The following is a 20,174-nucleotide window of genomic DNA, read 5'->3' as shown; positions in this document are numbered from 1 at the left end:
TCGTTCGATTGCACGAATGAACGGCCACCATTGTTGGGAGGGCTGAGGTAACCCCTATCCAGGTAGAGCATTCACACCGGGTCGACTAGTTTGTAACGAGCGATGTGGTTCAACGTTGCTGGGCGGCGTGCCAGCCGAAATCGATGCCGTCGGGGCGTGTGCGTTGAGGAGGTCCGTGAGTGTCGCCAGAGGCCGGTGAGCCGCTAGAGGACGGCCGCTTTCCTTTGTCCGCTGCTCAAATGAATATCTATCTCGCCCAGCAGCTGGCACCGGATGTGCCGTTCACCATTGCTCAATACGTCGAGATTCACGGCGACATCGACCCATCCGTGTTGATTCGCGCCACCGACATCGCATGCCGACGGCTCGAATCGCCCGCAGTGCGGATCGGACTGCAGGACGGTGTTCCCTACCAGTGGGCAGACCTCCGCGTCCCCTACGCGATGATCTACCGCGATTTCCGAGACCGCGAGCATCCCATCGAGGATGCCCAGCGCTACATGAACGAGCAGTACCGTCGACCCGTAGATCTGTTGCGAGACCAACTGATCGCCTCCGACATCATCCAGGTCGGCGACAGTCACTACTACTGGTACAGCCGTGCCCACCACATCGTCATGGACGGACTCGGCGCAATCTCCGTCCAAGAAGGCACCGCTGCGGCGTACACCGCGCTGGTGGAAGGCACCGAAATCCCGAAAACCCGTGCCATCGGCGTGCGGGAAATCTACGACTACGAGGCCGCGTACCCCCATTCCTCGCGCTACGACGCCGACCGCCAGTACTGGCTGGGACGCCTCGACGGCCACCTCGAAGCCCCCAGACTGGCCGGCTCCCCGTACACACATGCCGCACCGAGCGGAGTGAGCGTCAGCGTGGGTGCCGTCCTGGACGCAGACCTCACCGCAGCCGTAGCCGAAGTGGCACACCGGTACAACTCCTCCGACGTCCCTGTTGTGCTCGCCACGTTCGCGCTGTACCTCGCACGCATGACCGACACCGAAGACGCGATGCTCAGCTTGCCGGTCTCGGGCCGCGCGACCACCAAACTGCGCGAATCCTCGGGCATGATGTCCAATGTCGTGCCCCTTCGCATCGGCGTCGAACCGGGCGTCACCGTCGAGGAACTGCTCCGACGGATACAAGTGGAACTCACCGGCGCACTGCGCCACCAGCGATTCCGCGTCGAGGACATGCAGCGAGCGACCGGCGAAGGTGCCGACAGTGCCGCCGCTGGACGAGGCGTGTTCGGCCCCACCGTCAACATCATGATGTACAACAGCACAATTCGGCTCGGCGACGTCATCGGCGAATACCGGGTACTGTCCAGCGGGCCCATCGACGACATGATGGTCAACGTCTACCCCGGAGTCGCAGGTACCAGCACCCGCGTCGACTTCCTCGGCAACCCCGCCCTCTACACCACCGATGAGCTCGCCGCCCACCACCGCCGCTTCCTGGTGCTGCTGCGTGCGCTGGTGAGTGCACCCGAGGGGCTCACCGTCGCCGAACTCGATGTGCTGGACCCGGAGGAGAAGGGCGCGTTGATCGGCGCGCATCCGGCTGCCACGGCCATCCCCACACTGCTGCCCTCGATGCTGGCGAGCGGCGCGGTAGTGCGGGCAGCAGATATCGAACGAACCAGTGCAGAGTTCACGGATGCTGCAGAACATATTGCCGCACAACTGATATCGAACGGTGTGGGGGTCGAGACGCGGGTGGCCGTCGCCCTGGAACGTTCGTACGAATCCGTCTCGGCCGCCTGGGCAGTCTCGACTGCCGGAGCGTCGTTCGTGCCCGTCGACCCCACCGAACCCGCCGAACGGCTCGCCGCAGTGCTCGCAGACGCCGGCGTCGAATACGGCATCACCACTCGAACTGCGCTGCAACAACTTCCGAGTACCGTGCGCTGGTTCGCCATCGAGGACCTGCTCGACGCCGAACCGACGGCGTTCACCCCGCCTCGGGTGCACGTCGACAACGAGGCCTACGTCATCCACACCTCGGGATCCACCGGTAAACCCAAGGCTGTCAGCGTTACCCACCGAGGACTCGCGCAACTGGCAGCCAACGTGGTCGATCGATACGCCGTCACCGCCGACTCACGCGTCCTACACGTGGCCTCACCGGTGTTCGACGCGTCCCTCCAGGAAATTCTGGCCGCCTTCGCTGCGGGCGGCACACTCGTCATCGCCCCGGCCGATGTCTACGCCGGGCCCGCCCTCGCCCAACTGCTGGACCGCGAGAAGATCACACATCTGATCACCTCGCCGACCGTGCTGGCGACCCTCGACCCGGACGATCTCGCATCCGTCGAAGTCTTCGACGTCGGCGGAGAGCAGTGCCCTCCGTCGTTGCGCGACCGGTTCGTCTGCGCCGAACGGAGGATGCTCAACGCCTACGGACCGACCGAGGCGACAGTATTGGCCACGGTCTCGAACCCGATGCAGCCCGGCGACCGCGTCACCATCGGCGCGCCCCTACCGGGCATCCGCGCGCTGGTGCTCGACGCCCAGCTGCGGCCCACTCCGCACGGCGGCGTCGGGGAGCTGTATCTCGGCGGCGACGGACTAGCCCGTGGATACGACGGACAGGCCGGTACCACCGCGGCGCGGTTCGTCGCAGACCCGGGCCAGGCCGGAGCGCGGCTCTACCGCACCGGCGACATCGTCCGGTGGGCCGTCGACGGGTCCTCCGTCGAATACCTCGGACGCAGCGACCAACAGATCCAACTGAACGGGCGGAGACTCGAACTCGGGGAAATCGAAGCCGCAGCATCGGCATGCCCGGCGGTGACCGCAGCCGCGGCGACGATTCACGACAACCGACTTGTCCTCTACGTCACCGGCGACCCGGCAGGGCTGGACAGCTACCTTCGAAACCGACTGCCCACGTGGATGATTCCCGGCCACATCGTCGCACTCGACGCACTGCCGACCACCGCGAGCGGAAAGATCGACCGCCGCGCACTGCCGGCCCCCACCGCGACGACGCACACCGAATACGTGGCACCGCAGACCGATACCGAACGCAGCGTGGCCGCCGTGTTCGCAGATGTCCTCGGCGTCGAGCGGGTAGGCCGCGAGCACTCGTTCTTCGAGCTCGGTGGTGACTCGCTCAGCGCCACAAGAGTTCTCGCACGTCTCGATTCCGGAGTCTCGCTGACCGCACTGTTCGCCGAACCGACCGTGCGCGCCATCGCGGCAGCAGTCGACTCGTCCGCTGCCCGGGAGGTATCGCTCGAACTGCTCGATACCTTCGTGCCGGGCCGCATCCCGCTCTCCTACGCGCAGCAACGCCTGTGGTTTCTCAACCAGTTCGATCCCGCATCGCCCGCATACAACATGCCGATCGCCATTCGCGTCGGTGCACACAGCGACGCCACAGTGGTTCTGACGGCTCTGCGGGACGTCGCCGATCGACACGAAGCATTACGCACGTACTACCCGGACGACGGCGACGGCCCGCGACAAGTGGTCCGGCCCACCGACACCGTCCTCGCCGACGTACCCGCGCGGAATGTCTCGGAACGCGATCTCGACGCTGCGGCGGCAGAAACCGCATCCCAGGGATTCGACGTATCCGCGGAAGTGCCCATCCGCGCAACGCTGCTCAGCGTGGACGACACCGGCGACACCGTCGTCGTGATCGTGGTGCACCACATCTCGATGGACGGGTGGTCGATCGACCCACTGGTACGAGACTTCGCCATCGCACACGCCGCGCGCAGCGCCGGCCACGCGCCCACGTGGCCACGCCTGCGCGCGCAATACAGTCAATACGCCGTGTGGAACCGAGCGTACGTGGACTCCGTTGCCGACACGCAACTCTCGTTCTGGACCACGGTCCTCGGTGACTCGGCGGGTGCCGGCGAGACCGCTGTAGCGGAGCTGCCCACGGACAACCCGAGGCCCGCTGTGCAATCGATGACCACGGGCGTCGTTCCCTTCGAGATCGGTTCCGAACTGCACCTGGGAATTCGAGAGCTCGCTCGATCGACCAACTCGACCACCTTCATGGTCGTTCATGCTGCGGTGGCGGCCGCACTGAGCCGATTCGGGGCGTCGAACCGCGTGGTGATCGGGTCTCCGTCCGCAGGGCGAGGACACGAAGCGCTCGACGAGATGGTCGGGATGTTCGTCGGAACCCTGCCTCTCGCAGTCACAGTGGACCCGTCCGGCAGTTTTGCAGACCTACTGCGCGCAGTACGCACCGCAGATCTCGACGCCTTCTCCCATTCAGACATCCCCTTCGAGCGCATCGTCGACGCCCTGGTCACCGACCGAAACCTCGACAGGCATCCACTGTTCCAAGTGATGCTGGCCTTCGACAATGCGCCGCACCGATCGGCCGAGGACCTGCCGGTATCGGTATTGGAGATCCCCACCCGCACCTCCGAGTTCGACCTCAACATCGTCCTCGAGGACGGGACAGGTGAATCGGCCGGACTCAGTGACGCGACCGGTCTGGCCGGACAGATCGAATACGCGCGCGATCTGTACCAGCAGAGCACCGTCGAACAGTTCGCGTCGACGATTCACACGGTCTTGAACGCCGCGGTCGCAGACCCGAGCTCCGTCGTCGGCGACCTCCCGCTCGCCGAACAACCGGCCCAGCCGTCAGCGCCGGGGCACGGAACATTGCTGGACGTACTGAGCTGCGCTGCACGCGTTTCGGGCGATGCCATTGCCATCGACGGTCTGCAGTCGCTCACCTACGCCGAGCTCGATCGCCGCTCGAACCGGATCGCGAGGCTGCTGATCGGCCACGGCGTCGGGCCGGAAACGCTCGTCGCCCTCTCGCTCGAGCGCTCGGCCGAATACATCATTGCCCTGTGGGCGGTGGTGAAGGCAGGCGGCGCATTCGTGCCAGTGGATCCGCGCTACCCGGCACTTCGTCGGGATCAGATGCTCGCACCCATCGACCTGGGATTCGGTGGGCTGGAGCCAGGAGTGAACTGGCTCTACGAGAGCCAGGCGCAGATGTTGAGCGACGAGCCACTGACCGACGCCGACCGCCTGGGAACTCTGCGACCCGCACACCCGGCCTACGTGATCCACACCTCGGGCTCGACGGGCACCCCCAAGCCCGTCGTGGTGACGCACCAGGGCGTTCACGCGCTCGCGCACCAGGTCGTCCCCCGATACGGCGTGACGTCGAGTTCACGTGTACTGCACGGGTACTCGGTCAACTTCGATGCAGCCGTTCTCGAACTCGTGCTGGCGTTCGGGGCCGGCGCGACGATGGTCATCGCACCGCCCGACCTGCTCGGTGGAGACGAGATGTCGAACTTCCTCACCGAGCATCGCGTCACCCACTACCTCTCCACACCCGGGGTACTGGCGACGGTTCCACCGACCGACGGTATCGAGACCGTCGCCGTCGGAGGAGACGTACTGAGCTCGAGCGTCGTAGAACACTGGGCGACCGAACGCTCGATGCTCAACGCCTACGGACCCAGTGAGGCGACCGTGGTGGCCACGCTGGCCGAATCCCTGCGCGCCGGTGAGCCCGTCACCATCGGTCGACCGCTCGATCACGTGGGAGCATTCGTGCTCGACGACCGGTTGCAGCCGGTCCCGGCCGGGGGAATCGGGGAACTGTATCTCGGCGGTGCCGGGTTGGCGCGTGGATACGGCGGCAGCACAGCGGCAACGGCCGAGAGGTTCGTCGCAGGCCAGGCAGGTGCCCGGCTCTACCGAACCGGAGATCTGGTGCGAGTGGGTGCGTCGGGTCTGCTGGACTACCGGGGTCGGCGGGATTCCCAGGTACAGATCCGTGGTGTGCGAATCGAGCTGGGAGACATCGAATCTGCGCTGCTCGCGCACCCCGATGTGCGCGGTGTCGCGGCGGCAGTGCGGGAGAACAGAATTCTCGCCTGGGTGGTGGGAATCGACGAACACGACGCCGCACAGTGGCTACTCGAACGCCTACCCCTGTCGATGATGCCGGCCGTCATCACCCGCGTCGACGCAATTCCGTTGACGGCCAACGGCAAGGTGAATGTGGCGGCATTGGCCGAGCCGGAGCCAACCGTCGACGATCCGGCTGCCGCACGGACATTGGCGCAGGACGTCATTGTCGGGATCTTCGCCGACACGCTGGGGATAGAGACCCCGGCCGTCGACGCGAATTTCTTCGTCCTGGGAGGAGACTCGCTCGCCGCGACGCGTGCTGCCACCCGGATCGGTGCGGCGCTCGGTATCGGCGTTCCGGTACGGACCCTCTTCGAGTCACCCACCGCGGCACTGCTCGCCTCGGCAGTGGAGACGCTCTCGGAGAACCACATCCCGCTGCCCGCCCTGGTGCATCGCCCAGATGCTCGTTCCTACCCCGGCCTGGCACCGGCGGAGCGTCGAATCTGGCTGCAGAATCGATACGATCCGGCCTCGGTCGCCTACAACATCGCCTTCGAGGTACCGCTGCCGGCGGACCTCGACCTCGCCGTCCTCCGCGCTGCGATCGCCGATGTGCTCGAGCGGCACACACCGCTGCGCACGGTGTACCCCTCCACCGGCGAGGGGCCCGCCACCGTCGTGCTCGATCCACAGATCGTGCTGTCGACGATGGACGATGCGCACGCGGTCTCCGGTGCGTCGACCCTGCACGGCTTCGACCTGACCGTCGAAGCGCCGCTGAGACTGGCGTGCGCCGAACGGGGCGGTGAGCGCACGCTCACCGTCGTCGCACACCACATCGCAATCGACGGACTCTCTCTACGCCCACTGGCCCGAGACATCGAGATCGCGCTGCTGGCCCGAATGTCCGGCTCGGCTCCGCAGCTCGATGCGCTGACGGTCGAGTACTCGGACTATCGACTGTGGCAGCAGGACGTGCTGAACGCGGTGGCCTCCGAGCAACTCGAATTCTGGCGGCGCACCCTCGCCGGAGTACCCGAATTCCTCGAACTTCCGACCGGCATCCCCGATGCCGCGCACGAGGCGACGCCGGTGCCGTTCACCCTCGGCCCCGAAGACCTCGCTCGACTTCGTTCGCTCGCACATCGTGTGGGCGCAACGGTGTTCGTCGTCGTCCATGCTGCGCTGGCCGCCGTGCTCGCCGAAGCCAGTGGCACCCGGGACATCGCCATCGGAACACCGGTATCCGGCAGAGCGGACCCTTTGCTCGATCCCCTCGTCGGCATGTTCGTCGGAACCGTCGTACTGCGGACCGACGTCGATCCGTCGATCACGTTCGAGGACTTCGTGATCGAGGTACGCAACCGAGACCTCGACGCGTTCGCTCACTCGGACGTTCCGTTCGAATGGGTGGTGGACGCAGTGCAACCCGCGCGTGCCGTCGACACTCACCCGCTCTTTCAGGTCCTGCTCGCGTTCGGGGACACCGAAACTCCCACCATGGAACTCGAGTCCGGTTACATCACCCCGCGCCGCGTCGACATCACCGAGACGCAATTCGATCTCGAGGTCGTCGTCGACGAGTCCGAGGCCGGACTCACCGGACGCCTCGGGTATGCCGCTACCCGGTTCTCCCGCCCCGTGATCGAAGGATTCGCCGAGCGCCTCGCCGCTGTGCTGCACCTGGTGGCGACCACCCCGGACATCACGCTCGGCAGCGCGGACTTCGCGCAGGGTGCAGCGGCGATGGTGACCCGCCGCGACAGCGCGCCCGAGCAATACACCCTGGCCGCGGTGCTCGAGCAGGCGGCGACGGCCTGGCCCGGGAACGTCGCCGTGATCGACGGCGCCAGGTCACTGACCTACCGCCAGCTGGATCGGCGGTCGAATGCACTGGCAGAGCGGCTGGTTCGCTCGGGCGTCGAGATGGGAGATCTGGTCACGGTGGCGCTGCCACGATCGGCGCACCGCGATACGGCGGTATGGGCCGTCGCCAAAGCCGGTGCCGGCTTTCTGTCGATCGACCCGGATCAGCCTGCTGCGCGGATACAGGAGATCCTGGGCGACGCCGCCCCGGTCACCGGAATCTCGGCCGGGGATTTCCCGCTGGCCGGTGATGATTGGCACACGGTCGACGGGGACGAGCTCGACCGGTTCGAGGTGCGTCGACCGCCGCTGAGCAGCGTCGCCTACGTCATCTACACCTCCGGCTCCACCGGCATCCCGAAAGGGGTGCGGGTGACGCACAGCGGCATCGCGAACCTGGTGCAGAGCCAACGTGACCTGTTCGGCGTGGAACCGCAGTCGCGAGTGCTGCAGTTCGCCTCACCGAGTTTCGACGCCTCGATCTTCGAAACCCTGCTGGCCGTGGGATCCGGTGCCTGCTCGGTGATCGTGCCGTCCGAGGTGCACGGAGGCCGAGACCTCGAGGCGCTGATCGAACGACACGAGGTCACCCACGCCTGCCTCACACCGACCGTTCTGCAGGTGACCGATGCGGAGGCCACGCCCTCGCTTCGGGTGGTCATCATGGCGGGAGAGGCGGTCAATTCTGCTCTGCTGCAGCGATGGTCGCAGCATCGCTCGGTGTTCAACGCCTTCGGCCCCACCGAGGGAACCGTCATGAGCACCTGCACCACCGACCTGTGCGGCTGGGGCCAGAGCGAGGCGTCGGGGCCGGTCACGATCGGCGTACCCACCCTCGGCTACGACGCGGTGGTGCTCGATGCGCGGCTGCGCCCGGTGGGGAACAACGTGGTGGGAGAGCTCTACCTGGGCGGGCTGGGTCTGGCCGAGGGATACGTCGGTCAAACCGGCATGACGGCAGGCAGTTTCGTTGCCAACCCGTTCGGCGACGGTCGGTTGTATCGAACAGGTGACCTGGTGCGCTGGGTGATGCGCGACGGTCGCCGCGAACTCGAATATCTGGGCCGAGTGGACTCGCAGGTCAAGATTCGCGGCCACCGCGTCGAGCTGGCCGAGGTGGAGGCGGCGCTGCTGCGGCACCCGGATGTGCTCCAGGCCGCCGTGATCGGGCACGCGCATTCGTTGGCCGCCTACGTGGTGGGACCGGTCGAGCCGCGGTCGGTCCGCGACTTTCTGGCCGCCGCGGTGCCGGCATTCATGGTGCCCGGTACCGTCACCGTCGTCGATGCACTGCCGATGATGTTGTCCGGCAAGGTCGATGTACGCACATTGCCGACACCGTCGGTGATGTCGAGCGAGCGCCGCGCGCCGGTATCACCGAACGAGCTGCTGGTGCACGCCCAGTTCTCGGAGGTACTGCGCATACCCGCCGAACACATCGGAATCGACGACAACTTCTTCGACCTCGGCGGGCACTCCCTGTCGGTGGTGCAGGTGATGGATGCACTCGGCGACCGCCTCGGCCGCCGAATTCCGGTCGGCATGCTGCTGATGCACCCGACAGTCGCGGCGCTGGCAGGGCAGCTCGATGCGGGAGATATGCCGTCGAGCAACGCATTCGATGTGCTGCTTCCGCTCCGAACCGAGGGCATCGGTGCCCCGCTGTTCTGCGTGCACCCGGCCATCGGAATCGCGTGGAGCTACCTGTCGCTGCTCGCCGAGACCGACCGGCCCGTGTACGGACTACAGGATCCGGGAATCGACGACGGTGACGCCGCACCGTCGTCGATCGAGGAGTTCGCCGCCAGATACGTGCGCGAGATTCGAGCGGTTCAGGCCCACGGGCCCTACCACCTGCTCGGGTGGTCGCTCGGCGGCGTCATCGCGCATGCCGTGGCCACGAAGCTGCAGGCAGACGGCGAGGACGTGGCCCTGCTCGCGCTCGTCGACGCACAGCTCACGCAGCCGGAGGGCACCACCGAGTTCGAGATCGGCGATCTCGCCGCGCAACTCGGGGTCGAGGGCGACTCGTTCGAGGCCATCGTGGATCGATTGCACAGCACGGGAAGCGAATTGGCCTTCCTCACCGCAGAGCATCTGCAGCGCATGTTCCGGCCCGTCGTCTCGGCCCCGAGCTGGGTGGCGTCGTACCAGCCGGCCGTGTTCGAGGGGCCCGTGCACTACCTCGCCGCTCGCGGTTCACACGGCGCGGAGCAGTGGACGGACTTCGCCGACGGCCGTATCTCGATTCACCGGGTCGATGCAGACCACGAAGACATGCTGAGCGAGCGCGGTGCTCGCGTACTGGGCCGAGTCATCGGCACCGAAGCAGTAGGGAAGGGTGTGGCGTGATGAACCAACAACTGGAGCCCTTCGTCGACGACGTTCGAGCGCACTACGATCTCTCGGACGAGTTCTTCGCGCTGTTCCTCGATCCGAGCATGACCTACAGCTGCGCCTACTTCGAGCGTGAGGACATGACGCTCGAGCAGGCACAGACCGCCAAGATCGACCTGGCGCTCGGCAAGCTCGACCTGAAGCCGGGGATGACGTTGCTCGACATCGGCTGCGGGTGGGGAGCCCTCGCCAAACGGGCGGTGGAGAAATACGACGTCAACGTCATCGGCCTGACCCTGAGCCGAAATCAGCACGACCACGCCCGCAGGGTCGTCGCCGATCTGCCGACCGACCGCGTCGTCGACATCCGCTTGCAGGGCTGGGAAGAGTTCGACGAACCCGTCGACCGGATCGTCAGTATCGGTGCCTTCGAGCACTTTCGACGCCAGCGATACTCCGCGTTCTTCGCCAAGTGCCGCTCGGTGCTGCAGCCTGGTGGACGAATGCTGTTGCACACCATCGTCATAACGCCGCCTGACCCGGCCTCCGGCGGCGGTCTCACCCGCGAGGACGCGCACTTCTCACGCTTCATCCTGCGCGATATCTTCCCCGGTGGACAGTTGACACTGGTCAAGGTGGTGAAAGCGAAAGCGGCTGAGGCCGGGTTCGAATTGCTCCGCGAGCACGCACTGGGGCCGCACTACGCCCGGACACTCGACACCTGGGCCGAGAAGCTGATCGCGGCCCGCGAGCAGGCGATCGCGTTGTCCTCGGAAGCGACCTACGACAAATACGTCCAGTACCTCACCGGATGCTCGGAACGATTCAAGAATTCACGCATCAACGTCGTGCAGTTCACGCTCGCGGCAGCAGAGGAGCCGCGATCATGAAGCCCCGACGTAGACCGCTGCTGCGACTGATCGGCGTGCTCGCGGGCCTGGTCCTCGCGGGCACGACGATGTCGGCCGGGACCGCTGCCGCGGCACCTCTGCCCGTCGTCGGGCCCGGAACCGGCTTCGTCACCACCGGAGGCCTCGACGACCTCACCCTCTGCTCCATCGCTGCCGTCGGATACGACGACGCTGGACGGCTCGTTGCCCTCACCGCAGGTCATTGCGTCCTCCGCGCAGGTCTACCCGTCACTCTCGTCGGATCGCCGAGCGCGCCGGTCGGCACCACGGCCGTCGGGCATTGGGGGCCGGATTACGGTGTCATCGTTCTCGATCCGGCCGCCGTCACGCCGGTCTCCAGCCTGGGCGGCATCACCGTGACGGACATCGGCCCCGGCGCGGTGGGTCAACCTGTCTGCAAAACCGGACTCGGCAGCGGATTGACCTGCGGCAGGATCACCGAAACGCGGGGCAGCGATCTGATGTCCGACGCACTCACCGTCTGGGGCGACTCCGGTGGGCCGCTCGTAGTCGGAACCACACTCGTCGGCATCGCCAGTCACGCCTCCGGCGCACCACTGGTGACCCCCACCGCGTATGCATCGGCAGTGGAATCGCTGCGGTTGCTGGGCGTATCCGGAGCGCCTGGAGCAGGATTTCGGCCGGTGTAGCTCGGTTACCGAACCTCGGTGTTCAGGATCGTGGCTCGGCCGCGGGATTCCGCCGATGGTGTTCGATAGTGGACGCTGGGGTCCGGGCGCAGGGCGGATAGGGCACGCCCCGCTACACCGGGTCGGTTCCGGCGCGATGGCTCGGCTCGATGAGGAACAGGCTGCTCCCGTCGAGTCCGTCCCTGCGGTGGATGTTGCCGCGTAATCCGGCTTCGACCAGCCGGACGGCGATCTCGTAGATCTCATCGAGTCGTTCGTCGGTGAGATCGGGACGAATCGCCAGGTGGATCTCATCGCCGATGTGGCGCATCACCGCCTCGAAGGTCGCGCTCACTGCACTGTAGAGAACCTCGCACTGGCCCAGCAGCTCGTCGGACATCACGTAGTCGTCCTCCGCGCCGAGCAACGGCATCACACCGAAATCCTCGAGCAGATTGATCAGCTGCACGCCGCTGCGCCCAGCCGCCGTCGACCGATCGGCCAGCGCACCCGACTCGACTTCTTTCGTGGTGAAGATCAGTGTTGCCTCGATGCCGGGATCGAGCAGACCCAGATCAGCACGCATCGCCTGGAGCAGCAGTGAGTGCATCTTCTTGATGTACGCATGCTCGCTCTGCAGGCGTTCGTGTGCGGGAGCGGGGATCCCGGACTGGGGCGCCAGCGGGGTCAACACTCGACGATCGATACCCGTCGACAGCTCCAAAGCCAACGGGTGGACGCGTCTGCGAGCAACCACGAGTGCCGCGGTGAGCGCCAGATTCAACTGGTCGTAGGCCTTGTTCAGAGACCGCGTCGCCGCACCCAGATCACCCACCGGGGTCGACACCACCGCGGCTGAAATATCTTCGGCCACAACCCGATCCACATTCGACAGGGCGAACAGCAACTCCTGGTACCGTGCGGTGACCTCGTCGCGATTCCACGAGTCGTTCTCGCTCGACTGACGCACCTGACGGTCGACGGCGGTGTGCAACGCCGCCAACTCCCGGGAGATGACATCCTCGTTCGATCCGACGCGGCGCACGCTCAGCGCCGCCCACGCGGCACCGATTGCAGCGACCACCGCGATGATCAAGGTCCACAACGCAATTGCGGACACACCCGACTCCGAAGCAGCCAAGACGCTGGTAGTCATCACTACATCATGCCGGACTTTGGTGTCCAACGTCCTTCTTTCGCCGTACTACCTGCTGCTGGGGAGCGATGCTCGACCCCGCAACCGTGGTGTTTGCATGGGGATGGGGATGCGCCGGAACGTATTCAGTGGCGGCGAACAGATCGCCCGTGTCAGTGAGGCGCGTCGGTGACCATTCGGTTGCGGCCGGCGCGTTTCGCCTGAAACATCAGTGCGTCGGCTCTGTCGAGTGTGTTGCGAAGACCTTCGTTCGGTCGCTGGACTGTGTACCCGGCGGAGAACGTCACCCCTGAACTTGTCGTGGCGGCTGCAAGAGCCTCGAGTGATCGAAGAGCACCACGACGGTCGCAGTTGCGGAGAGTGATCACGAATTCCTCTCCGCCCCATCGTGCCAAGAGTCCATCGTCGCCGATGCAGTGACGGGCAGTCGACGCGAAGTCGCGGAGCAACGCATCGCCGGCTGCGTGGCCGAAATTGTCGTTGAACTGTTTGAAGTGGTCCAGATCGAGAACCGCGATGGCAGTGTCGACCGAATTTTCCTTGACGACGGATACCGCGTAGTCCGACCAGCCGCGACGATTGAGAGCCCCGGTCAGTTGATCCGTTCGGGACGCATGCAGGATGCCGTCCTCGACTTCCTTGCGTTCGGTGATGTCGAGAGCGGCGGCGAGCGTCCACTCGGCATCGGACGGCCCGGTGAAAGGAACCAGAGTCAGTAGAACCCAGCGAATCTCGTCGTTCGGTCGAACGAACCTCACCTCGAGCTTCACGGATTTGTCCGCGGCCGTCCCGGCAGCCATCAGATCCTCGACGCTGCCGTGGAGCGGGAGGTCGTCCGGGTGCGTGTGCACCGTCGCGGATCGACCCAGCAGTTCCGAGGAGGACAAGCCGACGAGTTCGCAGTAGGCGGTGTTCACATCGACGAACAATCCATTGGCGTCGGATAGAGCCTGCGCCACGGGGCTGGAGGCGAATATGCGCCGGTACCAGTGTTCCTCCACGACGCACCGACCCGCTCTCTCCCCTTCCCGCATCGGAAGTCTAGTCGAGGTGGTGTCGAGCCCACCGGCGCACGAGTCCCACCACGGAAGGTTCGCTCTCAGCGGTTCTTCAGGAGCACCTATGCACACTGGTCACGTGCTGCTCTCGTCATCGACATCCGCCGTCCACGCGACGGTCACCGAAGTGTTCACCGAACTCGCCAGTGCCGATGTGGAGGCAGCGGGATTGGCCATCGCCGTCGGCCTCGTTGTGCTCGGGACGGTTCGCCGGATCCGCGGTGACCGAACCGGTGCGACGGTCTTCTCCGCTCTCGGTTACGCCTTTGGATTTGTGGTTCTGGCCCTTGCGGTATCCAGCAACGGCTGGCTGACCGGGTCCGATGCGCCTGTGGCTCAGTGGTTCGTGGACCATCGATCGCCCGTGCTCGGGCAACTGGCCAGTGCGCTCACCGCGGCCGGTGGCCCTGCGGAGACCGCCGCGTTGGGCCTGGTGATTGCCGTGATCATGGTGTGGCGGACGAAGCGGTACGGGCCCGCGCTGGTGATGCTGGTGACCGTCGGCTCGGCCTCGATACTGTGCACGATCGTCAAACTGGCAGTCGGCCGTGAGCGGCCACCGCAATCGATCCAGCTGATGCTCGAGACCGATCCCTCGTTCCCGTCGGGGCACGTCACGGGAACAGCGGCCCTGCTACTGATGCTCGCCCTCATGGCAGGGGCGGGGCGGTCCACCACCGTGCGAACCCTGCTGCTCGTCCTCGCCGTCACGGTCACCGCTGCCGTTGCGTGCACGCGGATGTACCTCGGCGTCCACTGGCTGACCGATGTGTGCGCAGGCACCTTGCTCGCGGCGTGCGCGGTGACCCTCGGTAGCTACGTGCTGCATCGACTCGACGGCCGGAGCGTCGGCGAGTCGGCAACCCAGGGAGTGCCGGCGCACCGAATCACCCTGTGAGATCTCTCGACTGCCCAGTCGAATGCGCGTTCAATGGCAGATTTGTTTGCTGATTCAGCAAATTTGTACGAATGTACGACTTTCCGGAACCGTTTGCGCTCGCGGCCCGTCCAAGAGGTGGGGTAGTCGGTCGACGATGGGGTCTTGATGACGAAGTGGCGAGAAGTGACGAGCATCGAGTGCCAACAGGATTTCGACGACTTGCTCGACGTCTGTATCGACATCGCGGCCGAACGGATCAGCGAGAACTGGGGGCTCCACCCGGTGGCCGTCGTCAACGCCGTCTCCGGTGGGCAGCGGCTGCTCGCGCCACTTCAGACTGCAGGGGACGGGGCATCGAATGCTGCGATGCACGAGCAGCTCGTCCACGATCTGCGTGCCGTCGCTGCGGATCTGCGGTCGTACGCCATCGTCTCCGACGTGACCGGCGAGGAGGCGTCGGGCGCATATCTCGAGGTTCTGCTCGAGCATCGCGAGTACGCGATGCGCGTCCTCGTCCCGTACCTGATGCCAGATGCCACCACCTTCGATCTGGGTCCGACGAAAGCCTCGGTGGGGCAACGGCTCCTGTGGGGCTGAGTAGTTCGTCGTGTCGGACGGAAAATCTCGATCTATCTGCGACGGTCCGTTGCACTAACTCGTTTTATGTGTGACGCTGTGTAGCGTAAAGATTGTTCGGGGCAGGCGGAAGGATCACCATGACTGCAGTCGACGACTCACGAACTCGCTATCGAGACAACTTGCATTCGCTGTCGACGGCATCGGTGCACCAGCATTTCGACGCCTTCCTCGACATTCCGTGGGACGACCCCGAGTACGCGATCGTTCCCGACGATCCACGCTGGGTCCTGCCCGACGAGGATCCGCTCGGCCACACCGACTGGTACAAGGCGCTTCCCCTCGACCAGCAGATCCACGTCGGCATGTATCGCCAGGCCAGCATGGTCAAGGTCGGCCTGCAGTTCGAGCAGATCCTCATCAGCGGATTGATGCACTACGCCCTCACCCTGCCCAACGATTCACCCGAATTTCGGTACTCGACGCACGAGGCCACCGAAGAGTGCCACCACACCCAGATGTTCCAGGAACTCGTCAACCGCATCGGCATCGACGTGCCGGGCGGCCCCGCCTGGTTCCGCAAGGTGGTACCGGTGCTCACGCTGTTCGCCAGCCGATCGGCACCGTTCGGATTCTTCGTCGGCGTCCTGGCCGGGGAGGAACCGATCGACCACATGCAGAAGGGAATTCTGCGCAGCGGAGCCGTCGGCCACCCCCTGGTGATGCGCGTGATGCAGATCCACATCGCCGAGGAAGCGCGGCACATCGGCTTCGCTCATCAGTATCTCGAGCACAAGGCACCCCGACTCGGACGATTCGAGAAGGCATCGATCTCGGTCCTGATGCCCATCGTGATGCGCATTCTGTGCGACATGATCATGAAGCCGAGCAAGCAGATGCGACGCGATCTCGCGATCCCCGACGACGTCGTCGACGCCGTCTGGTGGAACAGCGACACCTCACGAAAGGCGCTGCGCGACACATTCGGTGACGTCCGGATGCTCGCCGACAAACTCGGACTCATGAACCGCGTATCCCGACGGGTATGGCGCGCACTCGGAATCGACGGACGCCCGTCGCGCTATCGCAGTGAGCCGTCGTTCGGCTGACGCTCCACGGGGACGGTTTCGAGCGGAATCTGCGGGATGGCAATCCCGCGGGACGCGCCGAGCCCTTTGACCTGAAGCCAGATGGTGTCGGCCAGGAACGTGGCGAAATGGTCCAGACCCGTGCGTGATTCGGTCTGCCCGCTCCAACTGCGCACCGCCCCCATACAGCCGGAAACCAAGCCCGCCACCCACGGCCGCACCAGCGACCAGTCGTCGGTGGACAGATCGGCATGAACGAGGGCGAGGAACGCGGCGACGCTGACCTCCAGCTGCTCGGCCAGTAGAGCATTGGTCTCCTCGAGCGGCGTCGGCGATTGGGCACTGACATCCTGCTCGACGAAACGCGTCCACGCCGGATGTTCGGCAACCCAGCGCACATAGGTACTCACGACGCGATGCACCACATCACGCGGAGTGCCCGTCAACGCGAACGAGCTGACGAGCGCCGCAGACAATTGCTCGCAGATGGCTCGCTGGATGGCGGTGTCGAGGTCGGTGCGATCCTTGAAATGCCGGTAGAGCCCGGTGCGATGCACGTCGGCCTCTGCCGAGATCTGCGCGGTGGTGAGACGCTCACCAGGGGCGATGTCGCGGGCCAGAACGGTCATCGCGGCCTCGATGATATGGCGTCGACGATCGGTGTTGTGCTGCTCCCAACGCCTCTTGCGGCCATCGGCCTTGGGATGTGACCCACCGTCGTTCATGGCTGCATGTTCTCACGTTTGCCCTCGCGAGGGCCGTCGGTGACTGCGGCTATTCGTGTGGGGGCTCGCCGGTCACCTTGTGGTCGGCGAAGTTGAGCCCTTCCCGCACCAGACGGGCGAGGTGGCCGTCGGCCAGGCGGTAGATGACATTGCGGCCCTCGCGCCGGGTCTCGACGAGCCCGGTGAATCGAAGCTTGGCCAGATGCTGGCTGACCGCGGTGCGCGAGGTACCGGTGGCGGTGGTCAACGCACTGACGTCAGCGGGGCCGCGGTCGAGTAGCCACAGGATGTGCAGCCGGGTGGGATCGGACAGCATCCGAAAGGTGTCGCTCGCCGTCGCAAGGCGGGTGGAGTCCGGTTCGGCGGCATGGTCGAGACTGATGCGCGGTTCCTTCTTCGGTGGCATCGAACGTCGTCTCCCTACGCGGAGACGACCACCGACAGTCGGGAGCGGCTCCACAGGCGTGCTGCGGACAATGCCGCAAGTGTAGCCAAGCCTGTCAGTACCGCCGCTGCGGTGAACTGGCCGAAGTGCGCCCCGACCCATCCCGCTACCGGATAGGTGACGAGAAATGCGGCGTGGGAGAGCGAGAACTGCGCGGTGAAGATCGACGTTCGAGTGCTCTCGTCGGACTCACGTCGCAGAATTCTCGCCGACGGCGTGTTGATCATCGAGGTCCCGACGCCCAGGATCGTCCACGTCGTGGCTAGGGCGACCCAGCCGGCCGATCCTCCGTGCAGAGTTGCCACCAGTGTTGCCGCGGCGGTTCCGGTCACGGCGGTCGCGGCTCCGGCGAGCATGAGGGCGCGATCGTTCGTGGATCCGAGGGCGCGCGGGATGAACAGAGCTGCGATCATCGAGCCGCCGCCGTAGAACCCGAGAGCGATAGCCAGCTGGCTGGACCCGCCGCCGAACAGATCGCGAACGTAGACCACGGAGTTGACCAACACCAGCGCCGTTGCGGCGGCCACCACTGTGTTCAGTGCCAGAAGTCCTTGGAGTTCGCGGTTCTCGAAGAACATCGCGATGCCCTCGGTCGGCCTGTTGTGCTCGGCGACAGCGTGATTGGGCACAGCGGTGCCGATGACCATCGCAGCGGACGCGAGGAACCCCGCGGCGGTGCCGACGAACAGCAGGTGGAAATCGATGACCGTCAACAGGGCTGCGGCGATCAGTGGGCTCAGCAGAGACTCGAGGTCGTAGGCGAGGCGGGAGAGCGTCAGGGCGCGGGTGTATTGGTGGACATCGGGGACCACCGACGGAATGACGGACTGGAAGGCGGGCGTGAACGTTGCCGACGCGGCCTGCAGAACGAAGATCAGGACGTAGATCTGCCACACCTGATCGACGAAGGGCAACGCCATCGCCGTCAGCGCTCTGACGGCGTCGGCAGTGACGAGCACGAACTTGCGGGGCAGCGCACTCGTCACCGAGGACACGATGGGTGCGAAGAAGACGTAGGCGAGCATCTTGATCGCAAGCGCGGTGCCGAGCACGGCACCGGCGGAGTTGCCGGCGATGTCGTAGGCGAGCAACCCCAGAGCCACCGTGAGCAGCCCGGTGCCCACCAACGCGACGACCTGTGCGGTGAACAGGCGACGGAAAGCGTTGTTGGCCCGAAGCATGACATTCACCCTACATATGAGTGCGCACGTGCGCACTCATTGGAACGGGATGATCGCGTGCTCGTGCGATCATGATGCGAGACTGTTCGGGTACCGTTGCGCGATCGGCATCACAAACGAGGTGTTCATGACCATGCAGCGCGCCACATGGGACGAGGTGATGCGTCGAGCAGTCGAGCAGCTGCCGTCGTTGGTCGGGTACTGGGACAGCGCGCAACGCAATGTCTTCGCCAACCGCGTCTACGCGGACTACTTCGGTATCGAGCCATCGGATCTGGTCGGAAAGCACATCGGTGAACTCCTCGGAGAAGACCTCTACCAACTGAACCTGCCCTACATCACCGGCGTCCTGGCCGGCGAGCAACAGCAGTTCGACCGCACACTCATCGACGTCAACGGAGTCGTTCGCGTTACCCAGGCCACCTACGTGCCGGATATCGTCGACGGTGTCGTCATCGGCTTCACCGCTCTGGTCGTCGACGTCAGTGCGCGCGCCGAGATCGAGCGTGAACGCGACCGTGCGATTCGGCTGTTTCAGAACGTGATGGACAACGCCCCGATCGGAAACGCCGTGATGACCCGCGACGGACGCTGGCTCCAGGTGAACAAAGCCCTGTGCGAGCTACTCGGCTACACCGCAGAAGAATTGCGGCAGAAGACTTTCCGCGACATCACCCATCCCGACGATATTCCTCTCGCCGACGAACATCTGAAGGCGTTGGCAGACGGAACACTGACGAACATCGCATCGGAGAAGCGGTACATCCGCAAGGACGGTGCCACCATCTGGGTGCAGCGCAACGCGACCGTGGTACGTGACGGCGACTCCGGCGACGTGATCATCGCGCAGATACAAGACATCACCGCACGCAAGGTTGCCGAAGCGAGACTCGAACGCCAGGCCCTCATCGACGACCTCACCTCACTGGGAAATCGCCGACGACTGATGATCGAATTGGACAAGCTCGCGCAGTTGCCCGGTGATCAGCCGGTCGGAATGCTCTTCGTGGACATCGACGCGTTCAAGACCATCAACGACAGATTCGGCCATGTCGTGGGCGATCGAGTACTCGCGGCGATCGGACGACGCATCCTGGACAACACCCGCACCGAAGACATCTCCTGCCGCATCGGCGGAGACGAGTTCGTCGCCCTGCTGCACAGCGCACGATCGGCCGAAGGCGTCGAACGACTCGCCGACCGAGTTCGAGGCCACCTAGCCGGCCCCTACGACATCGATGGCACCGACATTCCGGTATCGGTGAGCGTCGGATGGAGTTGGGAACCGACCACCGACCCCGAGAAGCTGCTTCGCATTGCGGACGAGCGGATGTACTCCTCGAAGCGGGCCTGAGATTCGCCTGGTTGTCAGCGATGTGCAGGATTCCGGGCTGCGGCCGCAGATGCGCGCGTTTTCAGAAGGGCGCGGATTGGACCGCGAGTTCGGGAGATCGCTCACTGCGC

General features: G+C 65.2%; 12 protein-coding genes. 7 read left to right on the top strand and 5 right to left on the bottom strand.

Going from position 1 to position 20,174, the window contains the following annotated elements; genetic code table 11:
* Nucleotides 1–239 precede the first annotated feature (239 nt).
* The 3 genes from ACOQFP_RS25630 to ACOQFP_RS25620 are packed head-to-tail and all read left to right on the top strand — an operon-like array spanning nucleotide 240 to nucleotide 11,622.
* On the top strand, nucleotides 240–10,076 hold the full coding sequence (locus ACOQFP_RS25630; protein ID WP_421585891.1) for an amino acid adenylation domain-containing protein: 9,837 nt from the start codon (nucleotides 240–242) through the stop codon (nucleotides 10,074–10,076).
* On the top strand, nucleotides 10,076–10,951 hold the full coding sequence (locus tag ACOQFP_RS25625) for a cyclopropane mycolic acid synthase family methyltransferase (RefSeq protein WP_421585890.1): 876 nt from the start codon (nucleotides 10,076–10,078) through the stop codon (nucleotides 10,949–10,951). Before ACOQFP_RS25630 ends, ACOQFP_RS25625 begins: the two co-directional genes overlap by 1 nt.
* The gene (locus ACOQFP_RS25620; RefSeq protein WP_421585889.1) at nucleotides 10,948–11,622 is read left to right on the top strand and encodes a S1 family peptidase; all 675 of its coding nucleotides are present in this window, start codon (nucleotides 10,948–10,950) and stop codon (nucleotides 11,620–11,622) included. Before ACOQFP_RS25625 ends, ACOQFP_RS25620 begins: the two co-directional genes overlap by 4 nt.
* A 112-nt stretch (nucleotides 11,623–11,734) precedes the next feature.
* On the opposite strand, the gene ACOQFP_RS25615 is transcribed toward ACOQFP_RS25620, so the two are convergent.
* Both ACOQFP_RS25615 and ACOQFP_RS25610 read right to left on the bottom strand, forming a co-directional pair.
* Nucleotides 11,735–12,757 (bottom strand): hypothetical protein, encoded by a 1,023-nt coding sequence (locus tag ACOQFP_RS25615; RefSeq protein ID WP_421585888.1) that lies wholly within the window; start codon nucleotides 12,755–12,757, stop codon nucleotides 11,735–11,737.
* Nucleotides 12,758–12,909: 152 nt separating this feature from the next.
* Nucleotides 12,910–13,791, bottom strand: coding sequence for a sensor domain-containing diguanylate cyclase (locus ACOQFP_RS25610; protein ID WP_421585887.1), 882 nt, complete (start codon nucleotides 13,789–13,791; stop codon nucleotides 12,910–12,912).
* 88 nt (nucleotides 13,792–13,879) lie between these two features.
* On the opposite strand from ACOQFP_RS25610, the gene ACOQFP_RS25605 reads away from it, so the two are divergent.
* The 3 genes from ACOQFP_RS25605 (at nucleotide 13,880) to ACOQFP_RS25595 (ending at nucleotide 16,380) form a co-directional block, all read left to right on the top strand.
* Nucleotides 13,880–14,713 (top strand): phosphatase PAP2 family protein, encoded by an 834-nt coding sequence (locus ACOQFP_RS25605; RefSeq protein WP_421585886.1) that lies wholly within the window; start codon nucleotides 13,880–13,882, stop codon nucleotides 14,711–14,713.
* 165 nt (nucleotides 14,714–14,878) lie between these two features.
* Nucleotides 14,879–15,292 (top strand): hypothetical protein, encoded by a 414-nt coding sequence (locus ACOQFP_RS25600; protein WP_341245495.1) that lies wholly within the window; start codon nucleotides 14,879–14,881, stop codon nucleotides 15,290–15,292.
* 119 nt (nucleotides 15,293–15,411) lie between these two features.
* Nucleotides 15,412–16,380 (top strand): AurF N-oxygenase family protein, encoded by a 969-nt coding sequence (locus ACOQFP_RS25595; RefSeq protein ID WP_421585885.1) that lies wholly within the window; start codon nucleotides 15,412–15,414, stop codon nucleotides 16,378–16,380.
* On the opposite strand, the gene ACOQFP_RS25590 is transcribed toward ACOQFP_RS25595, so the two are convergent.
* The 3 genes from ACOQFP_RS25590 to ACOQFP_RS25580 are packed head-to-tail and all read right to left on the bottom strand — an operon-like array spanning nucleotide 16,353 to nucleotide 18,710.
* Nucleotides 16,353–17,084, bottom strand: coding sequence for a TetR/AcrR family transcriptional regulator (locus ACOQFP_RS25590; protein ID WP_206492618.1), 732 nt, complete (start codon nucleotides 17,082–17,084; stop codon nucleotides 16,353–16,355). The two genes, ACOQFP_RS25595 and ACOQFP_RS25590, sit on opposite strands and share 28 nt — an antisense overlap.
* A 49-nt stretch (nucleotides 17,085–17,133) precedes the next feature.
* Nucleotides 17,134–17,490, bottom strand: coding sequence for an ArsR/SmtB family transcription factor (locus ACOQFP_RS25585; RefSeq protein ID WP_206492617.1), 357 nt, complete (start codon nucleotides 17,488–17,490; stop codon nucleotides 17,134–17,136).
* 14 nt (nucleotides 17,491–17,504) lie between these two features.
* Nucleotides 17,505–18,710, bottom strand: coding sequence for an MFS transporter (locus ACOQFP_RS25580; protein WP_421585884.1), 1,206 nt, complete (start codon nucleotides 18,708–18,710; stop codon nucleotides 17,505–17,507).
* 127 nt (nucleotides 18,711–18,837) lie between these two features.
* Between ACOQFP_RS25580 and ACOQFP_RS25575 the strand changes: the two genes are divergently transcribed.
* Nucleotides 18,838–20,064, top strand: a complete 1,227-nt coding sequence (locus tag ACOQFP_RS25575) for a diguanylate cyclase domain-containing protein (RefSeq protein WP_421585883.1) — start codon at nucleotides 18,838–18,840, stop codon at nucleotides 20,062–20,064.
* Nucleotides 20,065–20,174: the final 110 nt, after the last annotated feature.

The organism is Rhodococcus sp. MALMAid1271, from assembly GCF_049195265.1.
Classification (GTDB): Bacteria; Actinomycetota; Actinomycetes; order Mycobacteriales; family Mycobacteriaceae; genus Rhodococcoides.
The sequence above is the reverse complement of the archived record's forward strand: the minus strand, read 5'-3'. Positions and strand labels throughout refer to the sequence as shown.

Coding starts and splice junctions, on each gene's coding strand:
- ACOQFP_RS25630 (WP_421585891.1), top strand. CDS start 240: ATGAATATCTATCTCGCCCAGCAGCTGGCACCGGATGTGCCGTTCACC.
- ACOQFP_RS25625 (WP_421585890.1), top strand. CDS start 10,076: ATGAACCAACAACTGGAGCCCTTCGTCGACGACGTTCGAGCGCACTAC.
- ACOQFP_RS25620 (WP_421585889.1), top strand. CDS start 10,948: ATGAAGCCCCGACGTAGACCGCTGCTGCGACTGATCGGCGTGCTCGCG.
- ACOQFP_RS25615 (WP_421585888.1), bottom strand. CDS start 12,757: ATGACTACCAGCGTCTTGGCTGCTTCGGAGTCGGGTGTGTCCGCAATT.
- ACOQFP_RS25610 (WP_421585887.1), bottom strand. CDS start 13,791: ATGCGGGAAGGGGAGAGAGCGGGTCGGTGCGTCGTGGAGGAACACTGG.
- ACOQFP_RS25605 (WP_421585886.1), top strand. CDS start 13,880: ATGCACACTGGTCACGTGCTGCTCTCGTCATCGACATCCGCCGTCCAC.
- ACOQFP_RS25595 (WP_421585885.1), top strand. CDS start 15,412: ATGACTGCAGTCGACGACTCACGAACTCGCTATCGAGACAACTTGCAT.
- ACOQFP_RS25590 (WP_206492618.1), bottom strand. CDS start 17,084: ATGAACGACGGTGGGTCACATCCCAAGGCCGATGGCCGCAAGAGGCGT.
- ACOQFP_RS25585 (WP_206492617.1), bottom strand. CDS start 17,490: ATGCCACCGAAGAAGGAACCGCGCATCAGTCTCGACCATGCCGCCGAA.
- ACOQFP_RS25580 (WP_421585884.1), bottom strand. CDS start 18,710: ATGCTTCGGGCCAACAACGCTTTCCGTCGCCTGTTCACCGCACAGGTC.
- ACOQFP_RS25575 (WP_421585883.1), top strand. CDS start 18,838: ATGACCATGCAGCGCGCCACATGGGACGAGGTGATGCGTCGAGCAGTC.